Source organism: Paenibacillus glacialis, assembly GCF_001637205.1.
Classification (GTDB): Bacteria; Bacillota; Bacilli; order Paenibacillales; family Paenibacillaceae; genus Paenibacillus_AQ; species Paenibacillus_AQ glacialis.
Genome location: NZ_LVJH01000048.1, coordinates 54,380 through 72,282 on the forward strand (window position 1 = coordinate 54,380; position 17,903 = coordinate 72,282).

The 17,903-nt window shown below is 37.1% G+C and carries 20 protein-coding genes; 19 read left to right on the top strand and 1 reads right to left on the bottom strand.

Going from position 1 to position 17,903, the window contains the following annotated elements:
- The first annotated feature begins 22 nt into the window (after positions 1 to 22).
- The 9 genes from PGLA_RS19855 (at position 23) to PGLA_RS19895 (ending at position 6,482) form a co-directional block, all read left to right on the top strand.
- Complete coding sequence (locus tag PGLA_RS19855) at positions 23 to 529, top strand: GNAT family N-acetyltransferase (RefSeq protein ID WP_068536194.1); 507 nt, start codon at positions 23 to 25, stop codon at positions 527 to 529.
- A gap of 194 nt (positions 530 to 723) precedes the next feature.
- Complete coding sequence (locus PGLA_RS19860; protein WP_068536407.1) at positions 724 to 1,392, top strand: cysteine hydrolase family protein; 669 nt, start codon at positions 724 to 726, stop codon at positions 1,390 to 1,392.
- Between the two features lie 143 nt (positions 1,393 to 1,535).
- Positions 1,536 to 1,916: a GNAT family N-acetyltransferase gene (locus tag PGLA_RS19865; protein WP_245700191.1), complete on the top strand. Its 381-nt coding sequence runs from the start codon at positions 1,536 to 1,538 to the stop codon at positions 1,914 to 1,916.
- Positions 1,917 to 2,094: 178 nt separating this feature from the next.
- Positions 2,095 to 2,976, top strand: coding sequence for a GNAT family N-acetyltransferase (locus PGLA_RS19870; RefSeq protein ID WP_068536197.1), 882 nt, complete (start codon positions 2,095 to 2,097; stop codon positions 2,974 to 2,976).
- Positions 2,977 to 3,183: 207 nt separating this feature from the next.
- Positions 3,184 to 3,912 (top strand): hypothetical protein, encoded by a 729-nt coding sequence (locus PGLA_RS19875; protein ID WP_068536199.1) that lies wholly within the window; start codon positions 3,184 to 3,186, stop codon positions 3,910 to 3,912.
- Between the two features lie 264 nt (positions 3,913 to 4,176).
- Positions 4,177 to 4,773 (top strand): nucleoside/nucleotide kinase family protein, encoded by a 597-nt coding sequence (locus tag PGLA_RS19880; protein ID WP_068536201.1) that lies wholly within the window; start codon positions 4,177 to 4,179, stop codon positions 4,771 to 4,773.
- Positions 4,757 to 5,257 (top strand): 2,4'-dihydroxyacetophenone dioxygenase family protein, encoded by a 501-nt coding sequence (locus PGLA_RS19885; RefSeq protein WP_068536202.1) that lies wholly within the window; start codon positions 4,757 to 4,759, stop codon positions 5,255 to 5,257. Before PGLA_RS19880 ends, PGLA_RS19885 begins: the two co-directional genes overlap by 17 nt.
- A gap of 82 nt (positions 5,258 to 5,339) precedes the next feature.
- Positions 5,340 to 5,858, top strand: coding sequence for a ClbS/DfsB family four-helix bundle protein (locus tag PGLA_RS19890; protein WP_068536204.1), 519 nt, complete (start codon positions 5,340 to 5,342; stop codon positions 5,856 to 5,858).
- 90 nt (positions 5,859 to 5,948) lie between these two features.
- Positions 5,949 to 6,482, top strand: coding sequence for a GNAT family N-acetyltransferase (locus tag PGLA_RS19895; protein ID WP_068536206.1), 534 nt, complete (start codon positions 5,949 to 5,951; stop codon positions 6,480 to 6,482).
- Between the two features lie 85 nt (positions 6,483 to 6,567).
- On the opposite strand, the gene PGLA_RS19900 is transcribed toward PGLA_RS19895, so the two are convergent.
- Positions 6,568 to 7,311, bottom strand: a complete 744-nt coding sequence (locus tag PGLA_RS19900; protein WP_068536207.1) for a YheC/YheD family protein — start codon at positions 7,309 to 7,311, stop codon at positions 6,568 to 6,570.
- Between the two features lie 77 nt (positions 7,312 to 7,388).
- On the opposite strand from PGLA_RS19900, the gene PGLA_RS19905 reads away from it, so the two are divergent.
- The 10 genes from PGLA_RS19905 (at position 7,389) to fabD (ending at position 17,882) form a co-directional block, all read left to right on the top strand.
- Positions 7,389 to 7,604 carry a hypothetical protein gene (locus PGLA_RS19905; protein WP_068536209.1) on the top strand — a complete coding sequence of 72 codons (216 nt, stop codon included), beginning with the start codon at positions 7,389 to 7,391 and terminating at the stop codon, positions 7,602 to 7,604.
- Between the two features lie 37 nt (positions 7,605 to 7,641).
- Positions 7,642 to 8,529: a serine/threonine-protein kinase gene (locus PGLA_RS19910; protein ID WP_425415408.1), complete on the top strand. Its 888-nt coding sequence runs from the start codon at positions 7,642 to 7,644 to the stop codon at positions 8,527 to 8,529.
- Positions 8,530 to 8,914: 385 nt separating this feature from the next.
- Positions 8,915 to 10,465, top strand: a complete 1,551-nt coding sequence (locus PGLA_RS19915) for a tetratricopeptide repeat protein (protein WP_068536212.1) — start codon at positions 8,915 to 8,917, stop codon at positions 10,463 to 10,465.
- 275 nt (positions 10,466 to 10,740) lie between these two features.
- Positions 10,741 to 10,998, top strand: a complete 258-nt coding sequence (locus PGLA_RS27595) for a GNAT family N-acetyltransferase (protein WP_342671701.1) — start codon at positions 10,741 to 10,743, stop codon at positions 10,996 to 10,998.
- Positions 10,999 to 11,334: 336 nt separating this feature from the next.
- A complete protein-coding gene (locus PGLA_RS19920; protein ID WP_068536214.1) occupies positions 11,335 to 11,652 on the top strand; it encodes a PadR family transcriptional regulator in 318 nt (105 codons plus the stop codon).
- Positions 11,649 to 12,191 (top strand): DUF1700 domain-containing protein, encoded by a 543-nt coding sequence (locus PGLA_RS19925; protein ID WP_068536215.1) that lies wholly within the window; start codon positions 11,649 to 11,651, stop codon positions 12,189 to 12,191. Before PGLA_RS19920 ends, PGLA_RS19925 begins: the two co-directional genes overlap by 4 nt.
- 4 nt (positions 12,192 to 12,195) lie before the next feature.
- On the top strand, positions 12,196 to 12,957 hold the full coding sequence (locus PGLA_RS19930; protein WP_068536217.1) for a DUF4097 family beta strand repeat-containing protein: 762 nt from the start codon (positions 12,196 to 12,198) through the stop codon (positions 12,955 to 12,957).
- A 145-nt stretch (positions 12,958 to 13,102) separates the two neighbouring features.
- Positions 13,103 to 13,876 (top strand): ABC transporter ATP-binding protein, encoded by a 774-nt coding sequence (locus tag PGLA_RS19935; protein ID WP_068536218.1) that lies wholly within the window; start codon positions 13,103 to 13,105, stop codon positions 13,874 to 13,876.
- Positions 13,877 to 13,882: 6 nt separating this feature from the next.
- Positions 13,883 to 16,294, top strand: coding sequence for an ABC transporter permease (locus PGLA_RS19940; RefSeq protein WP_068536220.1), 2,412 nt, complete (start codon positions 13,883 to 13,885; stop codon positions 16,292 to 16,294).
- Positions 16,295 to 16,670: 376 nt separating this feature from the next.
- Positions 16,671 to 17,882 (top strand): ACP S-malonyltransferase, encoded by a 1,212-nt coding sequence (gene fabD, locus PGLA_RS19945; RefSeq protein WP_068536223.1) that lies wholly within the window; start codon positions 16,671 to 16,673, stop codon positions 17,880 to 17,882.
- The last annotated feature ends 21 nt before the right edge of the window (positions 17,883 to 17,903 follow it).

The window sequence follows — 17,903 nt, forward strand, 5'->3', positions numbered from 1 at the left end:
AGTTAGTCCAGGGGGTTGCCAAATGGAAGTAATATTAAAAGAACTATTGATAAAAGAAGCAAAAGAGATTCATGATATGGCGCTAGAGATAGGTCCAGGAGAGAATGGGTTTGTTAATAGCCTATATACTACAAGTGAAGACATGTTCAGCGAGAAGATTTTGAGATGCCATGATATGGCAAGAGGAATAAACCTAGAATCCTATTTAGTGCCACAAACTATTTACTGGTTGTATATAGATGGTTATCCTTCTGGGTACGGGAAACTGCGTCATTATCTAAACGATAAATTACTAGAACGTGGTGGGCATATCGGTTATGTTATCCGGCCTTCATGCCGAAATAAAGGATATGGAATATTAATATTGCGTGAACTATTGAGTAAAGCAAGTGAGATGAAAATTGAAAATGTATTACTGACGTGTGATGAAGTCAACATGCCTTCTAGGAAAATTATTGAGGCGAACAGCGGTGTATTAACCGAGTTAAGTGAAGGAGTCTGTAAGTACTGGATAAAGACAACAGTGTAGGTTCAATTGAAGAAGAGACGACATCATCTAACGTAATATTAGCGCTGCGAGCTATTAGCCCTTGATCTGCCAGAGTTTTTTCGAAGAAGGACATCAGGCAGATCATCCATTCTCCTAAGGGGGAAGGGATGTCGCTAATACACAAGCGTTATATGCAATTGGGGCAAATACTATTCTTTGAAGGTGGGTCAGTGATGGATAAGTATACAGAACCAAATTTTAATCAGTGCGCTGTAATTACAATTGATACTCAAAATGACTTTAGCTTGCTTGGTGCCATTGCCGAAATAAAAGGAACAAATGAAGTAATACCTCAGATGAAGAGTATCTTAGAGACGTGTAGGAGAAATCAAATCCCAATTATACATGTTATCCGTTTGTACAAAGAAGATGGGTCGAATGTAGACATATGTCGTAGGGAAATGATTGAATCCGGCGTTGATGTAGTCAGACCCGGATCTACTGGGGCAGAACTTGTAAGTTCAATTACGCCAACAAATGCTGAAGGATTGCAATATCAAGACCTATTGAATGGAACGATTCAATTAATTGGAAATTTAGAATGGGCTATTTATAAATCTAGATGGGGAGCATTTTACCAAACCAACCTAGAAAATTTTTTAAGAGAGAAAGAAATAGATACTTTAATTTTCATAGGATGCAATTTCCCGAATTGTCCAAGAACAAGTATTTATCAAGCAAGCGAGCGAGATTTTAAAGTTGTAATGGTAGAAGACGCTATTTCCGGCATCTATAGTAAAGGGATTGATGAAATAATGAATATTGGAGTAAAGGTTTATACAACAAATGGGTTAATACAAGAATTAGAGAGCATATTCAAAGATCACCCCAACGGCATATAAGAACATATTTACGCTTCAGCAGTCAAGTTGTCTCGATGATTTAATAATGTTAATAAAAAAAGCAAATGAAAGAGTTGAGATCAATGATAATAAGGCCTTTCGAGAGTGATGATCTTAGGAAATGTACTACCCTCTTTGTTAATGTGTTTAATCGAGAACCATGGAATGATAATTGGTCGATAGAAGCTGCTAAACAATATTTAGTTGACTACATACAGACACCTGGGTTTAGAGGTTTCATTGCTGAAGACGGGAGTGAAATAAGAGGTTTTATTTTTGGATTTCGCAAGCGATGGTGGGAAGGTGATGAATTCTTTGTTAATGAAATGTGTGTCCAAGTTGATGAACAACGAAGTGGAATCGGAACAAAGTTGATTAACTATATAGAAGGTGATTTAATACACGCAGGGATCGAGAATATAACACTTTTGACTAATAGGGAGATTCCAGCTGAGGAATTTTACAAGAAAAACGGTTTTAATGAAATAGAAAGATTAATATTTTTACATAAGAGAATTAAGTGAATAATACCGATTCATCATAATAGCATCTGCTCTAGCTAACGTACATCAATCCCTGCAGTTATAATTAATCTTTATCACCCAACTATTGGAAAGATCGCGTATAATTTATTTAAGATATTTGGGTGCAATAGTATTTCATTGTGACATAAAAACTATTTATATATTATGGGGGATTGAAATGAACATTGTTTTTAGAAGTTTCGATAATTCTTATTATGATAAAGTTTGTGATTTTTTGATTGAATTATCAAAAGATGACCGTAGACATATAAATTGGAATTGGGCAAGATGGGAGTGGATGTTTTTTCACCCTGAATTTAATACTGACTTAATGAATAAAATTGGAATGTGGTATTGTAATGATGAGTTAGTAGGAATAGCAACCTATGACCATTATTTCGGCGAAGCATTTTTTGCAACTAAACAAGGGTTTGCAGAATTAGAAAAAGATATATTAGAATATGCCATTGCTACTTTCAGTAATGAAAATGGCCTTGGGATTGCGGTGAATGATACGGATCCTCACACGCTAGACTTATTACGAAGTAGGAATTTTGTGAAGAATGATCTGACTGAAAACATACTCGAATTTACACTAGAGAATGCTAACCTTGATTTTATAACTCCTGAGGGTATAACTTTAAAAAATATTGATATAAAAAAGGACTTATATAAACATCAAAATTTGCTGTGGAAGGCATTTGATAACGAAGGACATATACCTGTTGATGAAACTACTATTAATAAGCAAAAAGTAATGTTGTCAGCCACGAATTTGAATTCATTCCTACATATTGTTGCAGAAAATGAAGATGGGGAATATGTTGCATACTGCGGCTTATGGTATAGTCAGAAAACTGATTATGCTTATGTTGAACCTGTATGTACAATTCCAGAGTACCGGCATAAGGGACTTGGTAAAGCGGTAGTTCTAGAAGCCTTAAAAAGATGTTACGCCTTAGGTGCTAAAAAAGCATATGTTATTTCTGATAATTCTTTTTATAAGTCCTTAGGCTTTCATCAGCATTCGCATTATACTTTCTATTGGCATAACACCTGATATTTCAATCATACTTCTAATATCATTACATTCCTACATCGTCGCTGACGCTCCACGATCGCCAAGAGGAATCTCCAAGAAGTGAATTCAGGCGTCACTTGTTATTGGGAAATTCTGATGACCTATCAACTTGGTTGACTTAAGCCGATTGAACGTCACGTTAGGTGAAACTCTCGAAAGCCAAAAAACTAGACTGAGGGAAGTTTAATGAAGAAAATAATATATTGTTTATTCTTGCTATCCATACTTCAATTATTAACTGCGTGCGATGCTAGTAACAAAAATTTATCCAATAATTCACCCAGTACAAATACGGAATCAAAGAATAATGAAAAGCCTGAAGAACAAAGAAATGTTAGCGCTACAGGTATAGAAACAATAATACCTTCTGGCTGGAAGATACTTGAGAAAGTCAAAGGAGAACCAGAAAAAGCAGAAGGAGATTTAAATAAAGATGGCATTCATGATATTGCTGCAGTTATTGAAAAAACAACAACTGAACCAGAAGAGGCCCCTTCACGCGCATTACTAATTGCTTTTGGTTCTATGGATAAAACCTATTCACTTTCAATCATTGCTGATAGAGTGATTTTAAAGGCCGATGAAGGTGGTGTTTGGGGAGATCCCTTTGATGGTCTTTCTATAGATAGAGGATCAGTTCTGGTAAGCGAGTACGGTGGAAGTAACTGGAGATGGTACAATAAATATAGATTTAGATATCAGAATAATGATTGGTATTTGATTGGGGCAACAATGGGGGAATATTTCACCGGTACGACAACACAAGAAAACGCCGATGAGGAAGATTATAACTTGCTTACTGGTGATTATATTATAAGAACTACCGTTGACAATGGGAAAGTTACAATGAAACAAGGAAATAGAGGTAGAAAACAACTAATAAAACTAAGAGATTTTAACATGGAAGACATGTAGATATTTAGAGCGAATCGTGAGAATCGCCTAACACCGTACTCATGTATCCGATCTTCGGTCCTTTGGTTGACAGATATATAATCATGAATAAGCTCGGACAACAAATGCCCCATCCTAAGATAAGAGATATCTATGGCTGGGGCATTTTGTGAATACCTGAACGTTAGGCGAAACCTTTGAAAGCAATATTAATAGCTTGTGTACCATGGTAAAATAGATAAAATGCAGATTCATAACAAAAAAATCGCGTTCGAGGAGAATATAATGGAAAGACAACAAAAACCATATGTAATTGCCATTGCTGCAGTTTCTGGTGGTGGGAAAACTACAGTGACGAAACGTTTAACAGCTACTTTAAGCAATTCGAAAGCTCTTTATTTCGATGACTATGAATTTGATGGTGAGCCCGATGATATTCGTGAATGGGTAGAGAAGGGTTCGGATCATAATGTGTGGAATTTATCGCCATTAATCAACCAGATACAGTTGTTACTATCAGAACATATACCACCACTTGACTACATATTACTTGATTATCCTTTTGCCTATGCACATGAAGAAATGAGTAAATTAATCAATTTTACAATCTTTATCGATACCCCCTTGGACATGGCTATGGCAAGGCGAATATTAAGAGATTTTGCAGAAGAGTCTATTGAGAATGTCAGAAATGATATGGAAAATTACCTATCTCGAGGAAGGAATGCGTATTTGGATATGTTAAGAACAACAAAACCTAATTCAGATTTCATTGTCGATGGTTCTTTGCCACTTGATACCATTGTAGCCACGATAACAGAGGAAATTAATAATAAAAAAAGTAGAAAAGAGGAGAGTCCGCTCTATGAACCAACTAATTAAAGAAACAGTCATTAAGCTTGCTGAAAATTTCCAAATACCCGAAAGAGTGTTCAATATCGATGATTTACCTTGGGTACCTTTTGATGAAGGGGAAGTTAATTGTTACTTTAAACCACTTAGATTTGACTTATCGACAGGAAGTTGGACGTATTTATTTAAGATAAAGAGCAATAAAATATTAACTCGTCACCGGCACACAGGAGGAAGTGTTATAGGATACAACATTCAAGGGGAATGGAGATATGAAGGACGAGAATGGATCGCCAAACCAGGAACATTTATATTCGAACCACCAGGAGATATTCATACATTAATTACAGAAGACGAAGAGGTAATTACATTATTTATCTTGGGAGGATCTCTACAATACTTCGATGAAAATAACGTGATTATTGGACAAGATGATGTTTATACAGTTTTGAAGAAGTATAGGGATTATTGCATTGAAAATGAACTAGAAATACGTGAGGACCTAATTTATTAGATAACGATCAAACTGAATATAAGAAAATAACATGTGGTGACTCATGTGAATTATTTATCGAGATTAAAAAGGAGGTTATTATATGCCAAGTCATGATTATGAATCTAAACACGCATTGAAAAACGCTATCCATACCGGCTATCTGTCTCTGGATATTGAATTTGATGGAATTGAAGATTCTCAAAAAGATATACGTATTCAAGAGGTAGATCGCACGCCTGCAGAAATCATTGCCTATCAACTTGGTTGGATGAATCTTGTTATGGGATGGGACAGGGATGAAAAAATGGGTAAAACCGTCATTATGCCTGCTCAGAGCTATAAATGGAATCAACTTGGCGGACTGTATCAATCATTTTATCATACATATGCGCTCTACTCTTTAAACGATTTGAGATCTTTATTCAAAGAAACAGAACAACAATGGCAGGACTGGATTGATTCATTGAATGAAGAAGAACTCTTTACGCAAGGTGTTCGACTTTGGACAGGTACTAATCCGCGGTGGGCGATGGTCAAATGGATTCACATTAATTCAGTTGCGCCTTTCAAGACATTTCGTTCTAAGATTCGTAAATGGAAGAAACTACAGTTATCGTGATCCTTTTCTGGATGATAGATTTGGAGAATATACGCATTGTCTTTCGAGTGTTTGTTTTGAGAAGAAACTATGAGGCTATGGAGGTAAATAATGTTAAGTGTGAAGTATAGAAAATTAGTAGTTGAAGATTGTAAACGAATAAATGATATGAATCCATCGCAATACATAAAAAAAGCATGGAGAGAAGTCAATGGACAACGCCAGTTAGTTGAGATTAACTATCTAGATTCTGATTGGGCTAATGGTTACGAACACCATTTCAATAGTTTGAAAGCAACGATATTAAGTGAAGGTGATGCGGTAGGTGCTTTTGATGACAGTAACAGATTAATGGGGTTCGCTACAATAAATCGTGAGTTCTTTGGTGACAATTCTAATTACGTTTTATTAGACCAATTATTTATTTCATTAGAGCATAGAAATAAAGGAATAGGTAAAAAGTTATTCTTGATAATTGCAGAAATAGCGAAAGAGTGGCAAGCAGATAAAATATATATTTGTTCTGGTTCTGCCGAAGAGACAGTTGCATTTTATTTTGCGCTTGGGTGTAAAGAGACAGTAGAAATAAATAAGACACTATACGAACAGGACCCAAGGGATTTTCAACTAGAGTATCAACTTTAATGATATCCTCGGGTTCCCATCCAACTTTACTACATACCTAATATTACTGTCGAGAACCTCTGTAATGTCGAGGATTTGCTCATTTTCATCTCCTTGCTTCTATTCGCCTCTTTGCATGAAGATATCTTCGGTATTGGATGGGATCAAGCTTCTTCAAGCCGTGAAAGTTAGGTTTGGTGTTAGCTTCGATAAACCATACTTTCCCTTTCTTGTCGATGCCCATATCCAATCCGATGATTCGAAAAGGGAAACGAGAGCCTAATTTACGTGCGATTTTGTAGGAGACACCACTTAAAGTCTTGAGAACCCTAGATACGTGTAGCGGTTGGTCGGCTCCTCGAAGGATTTCCTTTATTCTCGCATCCCGTGCTCCTTTTGCCACATTGGTGACGATGGAATTGGACCTTGGCGCGACTTTGGCACTCATCCAGGTAAGTAACCAACGATTGGAGGGTTTTTGGAGAACAATCCGCAGATCAAAAGGTTTATTTCGATAGGTTGCTAGTGTAATCCCTCGCTGGATAATATATTTTTTACCGCGACGCATTCTCTTTACTACTTCGAATACAATGTTTCTGTTACGGCAGATTATTGACTTGGTTTTATACGAAATCAAGCTTTCTGAACGATTAAGCCTCTTAACTCGGATTATCCCCGTTCCCGCGGAACCATTATCGGGCTTGATATATAAGACAGGGAATTCCCTGAGCATCATGGTAAGCGTGGCATCACGGTACCAACGGGTTTGCGGAACATGACGGGATAGGAAGCGATCATTTAGTAATGGCTGCCCTTTTTTCATTTTGCTACTGATGAATTTGTGTTTCATTCACCCACCTCCATTCCTACATTATTCGGAATCACTTATCTGGATGAGGGCTAATATCCTACCTGATTAAATATTGCATGACTTATATTTATTATCATTACCGGTTAATTCCAACAGGGACGGAAACATGGAATGAAAGAATTCTAATTGGTCATGACGCAGATGGAAGTGATGGATGGTCTTATAGATGGGAGTTCGGTAATCAGACACTTCACGACCACATTTCTGTGCAGGCGTTAGGAAGTGATAGTTCTACACAAGCAACTGAGAGCATCAAAGTGCATTCCCTTTAAAGCTTAAAATAATATATTCATACCTATGGAGGAGTTAATGAGTAATCCAGTTACAATCACGCTCAATAACGTATCGTTTCAATTAAGAAAAGATCGGAATTTTGATTGGCTAAAAGAAATGGGAAGTGTATTTTGTGTTTTTGATAAACAAGACTCTGGAAATATATCATTTGGGATTCAGAAAGATGAAACAAAGAGGTTTGTCAAATATGGAGGTGCTCACACATTAGAATATGCAGGTGATCCTCAAGATGCGGTTGTGCGATTAAAAGAAGCTATTCCAATATATGAAGACTTGAAGCATCAGCACCTAATCAATTTAGTAGACCATTTCGAGGTCGAAGATGGGTATGCTTTAGTATTTGAATGGTTTGAAGGTAAATGTCTTCATCCTCATTGGTCATTTCCACCACCAGCGAAATACAATGATCCCAACTCTCCATACTTTTGTTATAGACAATTGTCAATTGAATTGCGGCTGCTTTCGTTAAATAGTATTTTTTCATTTCATACGGTTATAGAAAGAAGAAGATATGTTGCTGCTGATTTCTATGATGGTAGTATCTTATATGATTTCACTACCAATACAACAAAGATTTGTGATATTGATTATTATCAGAAGAAACCATTTCTAAATACAATGGGAAGACTTTGGGGGTCATCCAGGTTCATGTCACCTGAGGAGTTCGAATTGGGTGCAAGTATTGATGAGATTACAAATGTATTTAATATGGGAGCAATTGCGTTTTGCCTGATCGGTGGCGAGCTTGATCGTTCTTATTCAAAATGGGATGCGGGTAAAGAATTATACTGTGTAGCACTCAAAGCTGTTGAGAGAAATCGTAAGGATAGATATAGTTCAGTGGCAGATTTCTATTCAGCTTGGAAGATTGCTCAACAAAGTGATTGTACAAGGAATATTTAAATGGTTCTTTAGAACGTTAGCGTAAATAAGATTTTATAAAATATGGAGGGTTCTCAATGGATGAGAATTCATAATTAACTACGGTTGACTCAGATGAGAAATTTCTTAATATTGCTAGAGAACTAATTAAGGATTCGAGAGTTGACTTCTCCCTTTTGGATATCCAATCTGAAGGGGCTTTTTGTTGGCAATTAATCATATCAATCCTCTATCATGGATGTTTACATTGAATATATACAAGAATCTACCAATCTACAGGTTTTGAAGGATGCAACTTATATGGTACGATTCTAGAGACGTTCATTTGTTGCAGGAGATTGAAGTACACAAACTTAGTATGATAACAGATAGACTTAATGAAACACAGAGAGCAGGTAAATAGTGAATGGCAGACAATAAACAACAACGCTTTCGCTTCAGTGAAGCACCTATTTGGGATTTGCAGCGGACGTATTATGAAGAACAAGGAATGAATGCTTGGAATAATGATCAGGTTCCACAATATATAACGAGCAACCCTATGATTGCTACAGCCTACGCTGAAATGATTTTCGGATTTCTTCAAGACCGGGCCGGGAAGGGCTATATTTCTGAACCCGTTACGATCCTGGAGCTTGGAGCGGGAGCAGGGCGCCTCGCATTTCATGTATTGCATAAACTGTGCGAGTTGAGAGATTTTGCAGGGATAGTGCTTCCACCTTTCCGCTATGTTATGACCGATTTGGCGTTAAAAAATGTGATTGGTTGGAAGAATCATCCTGCTCTGCAATCATATATTCAGCAGGGACTGCTGGATTTCGCACGGTTTGATGCCGTGCATGATACGGAGATGAACTTGGTGGTATCTCAGATCACCATTCGGCCCGGTGATCTGAAGCAACCGTTACTTATTGTCGCTAATTATTTCTTTGATAGTATTCCGCAAGAGTTGATCTATGTGGGTGGTGGCAAGATTTTTGAATGTGATGTTCTAATTGAGTCCCCGGATAATTCCAATCTGCTTAATGCTTCAGAAGCACTGGAACAAATGACATTGAATTACGAGCATCGTCGGGCTCCTAGATATGAAGCAGAAACATACCCGTATCGCGATGTGATCGCGTTGTATCAGCAGGAGCTTGAGGATTCACATATCTTATTTCCAGAGGTTGGGTTGACATGTCTGGAGCGGTTGAATCAGTTATCACAGGCAGGTTTCCTACTTCTCACAGCGGATAAAGGCGACCACCGTCTGGATAACTGGAAGTTTGCAGAACCACCTGAGTTAATTCTTCACGGTAGCTTCTCTTTAACAGCAAATTATCATGCCATTCAACAAGTATTTGAGCAAAAAGGTGCACAGACACTATTCACCACGCATCATTATAAAAATATAAATGTCGGCAGTATATTCATGCTGGAGCAACCGTTAAGCTATGCCAATACCCGATTGGCCTACCGGCGATGTATCGAACGTTTTGGACCGGATGAGTTCTTCAGTATGAAGGAATGGGTAGACCTGCAATTCGAAACTATGGGACTGCATCAAATCTTGGCTTTTTGGCGATTGGGAGGGTATGATGCGGAGTTCTTCATACAGAGCGCGAAACATATCTCGAACTTGCTACCAGAGGCTAGCGATGAAGAAATGCTGGATATCCAAAGAGGTATACACATCATGTGGTCATCGTACTATGTGATGGAGCAGCGCTATGATTTAGCACTCGACGCTGGGTTGTTGCTGTTCGAGATGGACATGTACGAGGATGCGAAGCTGTTCCTAGAAATTTCTGTACATGCAGATGAAGATGAGCCTGTGCCAACGGTTCTCTACTGCTTGGCTATCTGTAGTTATGAGCTTGGGATGGAAGACGAAGCATTGGAATACACACGCGAGGCGTTGGTTCTTGAGCCTGAGCATGAAGAGGCTTTGGAGTTATTAAAATGCTTTGAGTGATGTGAAAAATAGAATCAGAACATGCAAAACGACCCGACTTAAGACGATAAAGTCTAAGGTTGGGTCGTGTTGCATTATATGAGGTGCATTTGCAGGATATCTCATTGGCTGGAACTAAAATTTATGGATGCTAATCTAAAAGAACTTGGACTAGATATTGTTATTGGTGAAGGAAATGAAATTTCCGATTCAATACTAACTAACGTAATACAACCCTATGAGATAGTAAGATAATGTCCAAAAGCGAGAAGTGAATCCAGACGTTATTATAAATTTTGAATGAGTGTGGGTATTATTCCAAAGTTAACCATGAAAGAAGAAGAAAGAAACTGGTAGGAATTAGAAGAGTGATATCAGACGGAATTTTCCAGGCTTTAATATGTGATTTGATTGTCTTACCAGAGTATCAAGGAAGAGGAATTGGCGGCGTGATGTTAACGCAACTACTATTACATTGCGAATATGAAGAGATTGTAATGGTACAACTAGCATACATAGACAACTGTTTGTGTCCGATCCTCAATATTTCGTAGCAACTTGAAGGTTATTTAACCGAGAGATAATACCCATAGATACTGCGCTTGAAGGCCTATTAAGTACAGTCCTTGATTTATACCATCATACTCCTCTAAATGAGAACAATGCTTCAACACATCCACAGTCCGTCCACCTGTGTTTGCGATTCATTTGAAGAAGTAAAAAGGATATGGGTAGAGTAAGGAAAGCAAAAAGCGTGACTTTGATTTAGTTATATTATGAAAAAAATATATAATAACAGGTACCTTGCAATAAATAGTAGCTAATGTTAATATATGTATATAAAGGTATTGAGTATTACACAGTACTAAGCAAAGTGATGGTGAGGAACCTTGAATATTCAATTTAAGAAAGGTGTGTTGGAGCTTTGTGTTCTCGTCTTGACAGCTAAAAAAGATCGTTATGGTTATGAACTAGTGGAACAGATTTCACGGAGATTTGAAATTGCCGAAGGAACGATTTATCCATTACTAAGAAGACTTGCATCTGAAGGTCTTTTCTCAACCTATTTATCTGAGTCGATGGAAGGACCTCCGCGTAAGTACTATAAGATTACGGATCAAGGAATGACGGTCTTGAATGAGCTTGTAACGGAATGGGAAAAGTTCGCTGGGGGAGTTCGAGAGATGATTGAGGAGGGCTCAGAGTGAACAAAGACTTGTATTTAAGTGAGTTGTATAAATATTTAAAGCGGCTTCCTCCAGATGAACGAGATGAAATTATGACGGATTATGCAGAGCATTTTGAACAGGCTGAATTAAATGGACGTTCAGAGAAAGAAGTAATTCAGAGGTTAGGAAGTCCGAGATTAGTCGCTCGTGAGGTGCTTGCTCAGACTCAAATTAAGAAGGCTGGGAAATCCCCTTCACTCTCAAGCGTAACTAGGGCCGTCATGGCGACAGTTAGTTTAGGATTGTTCAATTTAATAGTTGTTTTGCTACCATTCGTTGCTTCGTTATTATTGTTTGTAGGCGTGTATGGGGTAGCATTTTTTTTAATCATATCACCCATTCTTTTATTTATTCAGAATCCACTGGTCTCGATCTTTATCAATGAATTCTTTCTCATGGTGGGTTGTGTAGGCATAGGACTAATGTTAGTTATCGGTTCTATGAAAATGACCAGTGTATATTATAAATTTGTTATTCGTTACTTGCGGTATAACCTGAGCTTAATAGGAAGGATATGATGAATTGAGAAACTCAAGGAACATATTAAGATTTGCATTTGTTTTAATTATCGTTGCCATCATTGGAAATGTTGCGATGTATTTGATGGGGAATTCCGCCTTCAATATCGCAGAGCTAAAGATAAAGAAATCCATAAATGTGGAGCAAGCAACTGGTATTTCTATTCTTGCAGATTCAGGAACTGTGAATATAGTCCCAGTTAAGGGTGACGAGATCCAAGCGACTCTACAAGGAGAAACAACAAAAAAATGGATAAAGGATTACCATTTAAATGTTAAGGAAGTGAAAGGCGAAATTAATATTGAGATTACACAGGATAGTAGATTGCGCCTATTTGATCTCTATACGAATCTGCAACTTACGGTAGGTATACCTGCGGCGAAGATGAGTCAGCTACAGGTTAAAACGGATACAGCAAACATCAAAGTAGACTCAGTTCATGTTACCGAATATCGACTTTCTAGTGATACAGGTGATATTGATGTTAATGTAACTGATGGGTTATTTGACATCAAATCGGATACAGGAGATGTAGCTTTAGCACTTGAGCAAATTAAATATGAGATTAGCGTTGTAACAGACACAGGGGATATTAGTATAGAGGCGGTTCAAGAACCTGAAGCGCTTCGCACCAAACTGGAGGCAGACTCAGGAAAAATAAATGTTACATTTCCGCACTACAAAGATGGTTATATAGGGATAGGTGGCCCCATGGTTAAACTAATCTCAGATACAGGGGATATAAATATGGGAAATAAAAAATAAATAATGATAATTCATGTATTATGCCATTTATGATTGACTAAATTTAATAGGTATAAGGCGAAGACATAGGTATTAGGACTCATAAATGATATTATTTTTAAAATTTATAATTAATAAAAAATTATAATTTAAAGGTGGGGTATTTATGATAACGGCTAATTCCAAAAAGACAGTGATGATTGAAGCAGTTGACTTATGTAAGTCCTATTCAACAGGATCAGAACAATTTCATGCTGCAAAAAATGTTAATCTTGAACTGTATAAAGGTGATTTTACTGTCATTATGGGTAGTTCAGGATCGGGTAAATCAACGCTTTTATACTTGCTAAGTGGTCTAGATAGTTTATCTTCTGGAAAAGTATATTTTAAAGGGCAACAGATAGATGGATATTCAGAAAAAGAGATAACGGATTTTCGCTCTAATAAAATTGGTTATGTATATCAGTCCATAAATCTAATTCCAGATTTCAGCTTGTTTGAGAATGTTGCATTTCCTGGATATGTGGCTGGTCGTGGTAAAAACGAAATTAATATGCGAACGACAAATTTATTAAAAATGATGGACATTGAATTACAGGCTGATCGCTTGCCATCGCAAGTATCTGGTGGACAGCAGCAAAGAGCAGCGATTGCCCGTGCACTCATTAACTCGCCCGAAGTTATTTTCGCTGATGAGCCCACTGGAGCGCTTAGTCAGGAGCAAGGGACGATTATATTAGATATTTTGACAGAGATAAATCATAAAGCTCAATCGATTGTTATGGTGACACATGACATCAAAGCAGCTTGTAGAGCAGATCGATTGATTCTTGTTAAGGATGGGCAAATAGACGGTATACTGGAACTAAGTAAATATTCACCAGAAGATATGAAAGCAAGAGAGAACCAAATTTTCCTATTCATGTCAGGCAAGGGGTGATTACGAATGTATCCTGTATGGAAGTTATGTTGGTCGAATCTGAAGAATAAAAAAGTGCAGAATGCTTTTATGGCTATCATCATCATGCTCTCCGCGCTACTCCTATCTACTGCCGTGCTAGTGATTAATAATACGAATCGTGTATATGAGGATATGCACACGAAGGTTAATGGTGCTCATCAAATTTTAAGGTTTGAGAATGGCATTCATGATCCATACAAGGTTAATCAGTGGTGGGCACAGCAAGAAGGAGTGACTACTTCTGAAGTGATGCGTTATCGATATCTCTCCAGTATGGTTCATGAAGGAGAGGAAATTCCGAATGTAGATTTGTTTATGATGGATACTCCGAATATGCCCTTTACGGTTGATAAGCTTTTATTTGTACAAGGTGAGGATAGACAAGACCCCGAACCGGGAACAGCCTGGATACCAACATCGCTCGCTTATTCCAATAATATTCAAGTGGGAGATCAGATTGAATTCAAAACAGATAAACAAACATTCCAATTGTTGGTTGCTGGTGTAGTTGTGGATATTTCGTATTGTTCACCGTTTGCAACGAGTGGAAGAATTTGGATGAATGATCAAGACTATACTACCCACTTGTCAACATTACAGGGTAATGATAAGTATATGACCGAAATGCGATTTGATGATTACAGTCAAAACAGAGCTTACTGGGGAAATTTCGAGAAGTTTCTAGGAACTCCTTTTTTGGAATCTGTGAAGGATTTTGAAAGCATATCATCGTACTACATGATAGCCAATCAAGTAATAAGCTTTATTATGATTTTTATAGCAATCGTTATGATCTCAATCGCACTGTACACACTCGGATTTACCATTTCAGATGCGATCATATCTAGCTACAAAACGATAGGTATCATCAAGTCAGTCGGATTATCCTCTCGCAAAATTATTGCTGGGTATGTTACACAATATACTTTGATTGCTTTCATATCAGTTGTTCCAGGGATTTTGATTAGTTATTATTTCTCAAATAAAATTGTTAGTAGCTCTATGGCTTATCTGAACACAAGTTCGTCGAATATGAATATTCATTTTTCGGGTATTGAGATATGGATTGGTTTTGCAGTAATTACTGTTATTGCTCTATCAGCACTGCTTTTCTCATACAAAGCCCATAGTGTAAAGCCTGCGCAAGCTGTTCGCTACGGTATGTCGGAAAAAGATAGCTCTAAGTTGTCAAGACGTTTGGATACTGGGAAAAGCAAGTTGTTGCAATTTGGTCGTCTTCCGATCGAATTTCTCATCGGGCTAAGAGGAGTAAGAAAAAATATTCGTGGATCTTTACTGATTATCCTCATTTCAGCCTTGTCAACATCTGTTTTGGTATTTGGATTCATGTTCATATTCAGTATTACTTCTATCCATCAGACCATTGCGAAATGGGGATATGATTCATCGGACCTATCTATTAGAATTGATAATCCAGATAAAATTACCTATGAACAATTACATGGAGAAGTATTATCAGACAATAGAGTTAAGAACTTTAGCCTATATGGAGATGCAAATGCTGTTTTACCAATTAGTAAGGAACATGCTGCTGATTCGGATGGGGACTCCATGGGAATATTACTCACTGTTGCTGATGGTAATTATGATGAAATAGGCTATGAGAATGTGAAAGGACATAATCCGATCAAGGATAATGAGATTACAATCGGTGTAAATGTAGCTAGAAAATTTAATATAAATGTAGGTGATCCACTCGATATTTATATTGAAGGAGAAAAGTATACACTCACGGTTACAGGGATTTATCAGGCCATTGCCAATATGTCTAACACAGGTCGAATAACAGCTGAAGCGGTTAGAAAGGTCAATCCGAAATTTGGAGCTTCGTTGAATACAATCTTCATTAATCTTCAAGATGGTGTTTCTGTCAATCAATTTGTGAATGAAATGCATAAGAAATATGGAAATGCACTTTGGACGGCAAGTCAAGCTTCTTTGGTAGATGAAGTATTTTCTCAGGCTGTTACAATTCTAATATTACCGATGTCCCTAATGGCATTACTATTCATTGCAGTAACATTTATTATTATCTATAGTATATGTCGTATTAATATGAAAAAACAGAGTAGAACCTATGGCATCTATAAATCAATAGGAATGACTTCTCAACAGATTCGGTTGTCAATTACAGCAGAAATATTGGTCGTATCTTGTATTGGAGCTGTAATAGGAATTCCTTTTGGATTATTAGGTCTCCCACCCTTATTGAATTTTGTTTTGATGGATTATGGAATAGTTGAAGTACCTTTAATTATGAATGGGGTAGGAATTATAGGAATGATTCTTTTAAGTATTCTCATAGCATGTTTGGGTTCTTGGTTTGCATCAAGAGTTGTGAAAAGTGCATCCCCACGCATATTAACAGTAGAATAATATAATGGTCACACTCCCCTAATTTGATTTTTAAAAGTCTCAAAACCTAACCTAATACTAAAGACGACTTACAATTCTATTTGAATTGGAAAGTCGTCTTTTTAAGTTTTTAATAATAGAAAGCTTCAAGAGACTAAAAAGCAGAAAGAGACAGTACTATCTTTGTTAATTTACATAAAATGTCATTAGTATACAAATTTAATGTAATATTTACATTTAATTTACACGAAGTGATTGACTATAAAATTACGGCTATGTTATGTTATTTTATGGAAACTAATCCAAATAGAGATGTATTTAATATTATTTATGTTTATTGTCATTAATTATATCTTGAGATTTTATGATAATTAATATGAAGAATGGAGGTTTGTAGATGACTAAAACCGCCTTTTTGTTTCCAGGACAAGGTTCTCAATATGTAGGTATGGGGAAAAAATTGCAAGATCAATTTAATACGGCAAAACGATTGTTTGAGGAAGCAAATGATACATTAGGTTGTGATCTTACTAAATTATGCTTCGAGGGTAGTCATTTACAACTCATGCAGACGATGAACACGCAACCGGCTATTTTGACTATAAGTGTTATTTCTTTTGAAATTGGTAGACAAGAACTTGGTTGGGAACCTTCTCTTATGGCAGGACATAGCCTTGGTGAATATTCTGCTCTTGTGTGTGGAGGTGTAATGTCATTTCAAGATGGACTCCGAATTGTTCGAAAAAGAGGCATGCTTATGCAGGACGCGGCATCCTCTGGTCTAGGCACTATGGTTGCAGTAATGAATGTTTCTAGAGAGCAGTTGGAGCAATGGTGTAGTGAGATTTCTACTGAAACCAAGCAGGTTGTGATCGCATGCTGCAATTCATTGCATCAGCATGTCTTGGCAGGCCATCAATTGGCGATCAGTGAAATCATTGAAAGGATGAAAGGGATCCCGAGTGCCAGTGTTAATTATTTGAATGTTAGTGCTCCATTCCACAGCCCTATGATGAATTCAGCGGCAGACAAATTAGTAGAAGAGTTGAATCAATACAAGTTAAAAGACTCGCAGTGGCCCATTATTTCAAATGTGACTGCACTTCCGCATAAGCAACAAGAGCTAATAAAGCTACTACATCATCAAATGACACATCCCGTTCGTTGGCTAAATACGATGGAATATATGTATCGGGATGGCGTTAGCCAGTCGGTAGAAATTGGGCCTAGGCAGATACTGAGTCAACTGATGAAAGAAAGCTTTCCAACCATTCAGACACATCATTTTGAGAATCCAGATGATTTAGAAGATTTACGTGTAACGTTCAATACAGAGCAATATGGTCGTACAGCGATCAGTGCACGTATTCAGGAGGCTTTGACAGCGTCTATAATTGCCCGGAACCGGAATGTGGACACTGAACAATATATGAAGGGTGTTATGCCACCTATCAATCATATCAAAAAAATCATTGAACAAGTTAATAGTGATAGAGATATCAACTTGACTAAGACGATTCATCACGTAAGTGAACTACTAGAATTCATATGTAATAGCAAGCAACTATCTATGGATGAACAACTAAAAATCGTAAAAAAATTAGTATAAGTCTTGAAGGATAATGTGTGA

What these genes read in the sequence shown, in the direction of transcription:
- PGLA_RS19855 (WP_068536194.1), top strand. Translation starts at nt 23, where the DNA reads ATGGAAGTAATATTAAAAGAACTATTGATAAAAGAAGCAAAAGAGATT.
- PGLA_RS19860 (WP_068536407.1), top strand. Translation starts at nt 724, where the DNA reads ATGGATAAGTATACAGAACCAAATTTTAATCAGTGCGCTGTAATTACA.
- PGLA_RS19870 (WP_068536197.1), top strand. Translation starts at nt 2,095, where the DNA reads ATGAACATTGTTTTTAGAAGTTTCGATAATTCTTATTATGATAAAGTT.
- PGLA_RS19875 (WP_068536199.1), top strand. Translation starts at nt 3,184, where the DNA reads ATGAAGAAAATAATATATTGTTTATTCTTGCTATCCATACTTCAATTA.
- PGLA_RS19880 (WP_068536201.1), top strand. Translation starts at nt 4,177, where the DNA reads ATGGAAAGACAACAAAAACCATATGTAATTGCCATTGCTGCAGTTTCT.
- PGLA_RS19885 (WP_068536202.1), top strand. Translation starts at nt 4,757, where the DNA reads ATGAACCAACTAATTAAAGAAACAGTCATTAAGCTTGCTGAAAATTTC.
- PGLA_RS19890 (WP_068536204.1), top strand. Translation starts at nt 5,340, where the DNA reads ATGCCAAGTCATGATTATGAATCTAAACACGCATTGAAAAACGCTATC.
- PGLA_RS19895 (WP_068536206.1), top strand. Translation starts at nt 5,949, where the DNA reads ATGTTAAGTGTGAAGTATAGAAAATTAGTAGTTGAAGATTGTAAACGA.
- PGLA_RS19900 (WP_068536207.1), bottom strand. Translation starts at nt 7,311, where the DNA reads ATGAAACACAAATTCATCAGTAGCAAAATGAAAAAAGGGCAGCCATTA.
- PGLA_RS19905 (WP_068536209.1), top strand. Translation starts at nt 7,389, where the DNA reads ATGACTTATATTTATTATCATTACCGGTTAATTCCAACAGGGACGGAA.
- PGLA_RS19910 (WP_425415408.1), top strand. Translation starts at nt 7,642, where the DNA reads ATGAGTAATCCAGTTACAATCACGCTCAATAACGTATCGTTTCAATTA.
- PGLA_RS19915 (WP_068536212.1), top strand. Translation starts at nt 8,915, where the DNA reads ATGGCAGACAATAAACAACAACGCTTTCGCTTCAGTGAAGCACCTATT.
- PGLA_RS19935 (WP_068536218.1), top strand. Translation starts at nt 13,103, where the DNA reads ATGATAACGGCTAATTCCAAAAAGACAGTGATGATTGAAGCAGTTGAC.
- PGLA_RS19940 (WP_068536220.1), top strand. Translation starts at nt 13,883, where the DNA reads ATGTATCCTGTATGGAAGTTATGTTGGTCGAATCTGAAGAATAAAAAA.
- fabD (WP_068536223.1), top strand. Translation starts at nt 16,671, where the DNA reads ATGACTAAAACCGCCTTTTTGTTTCCAGGACAAGGTTCTCAATATGTA.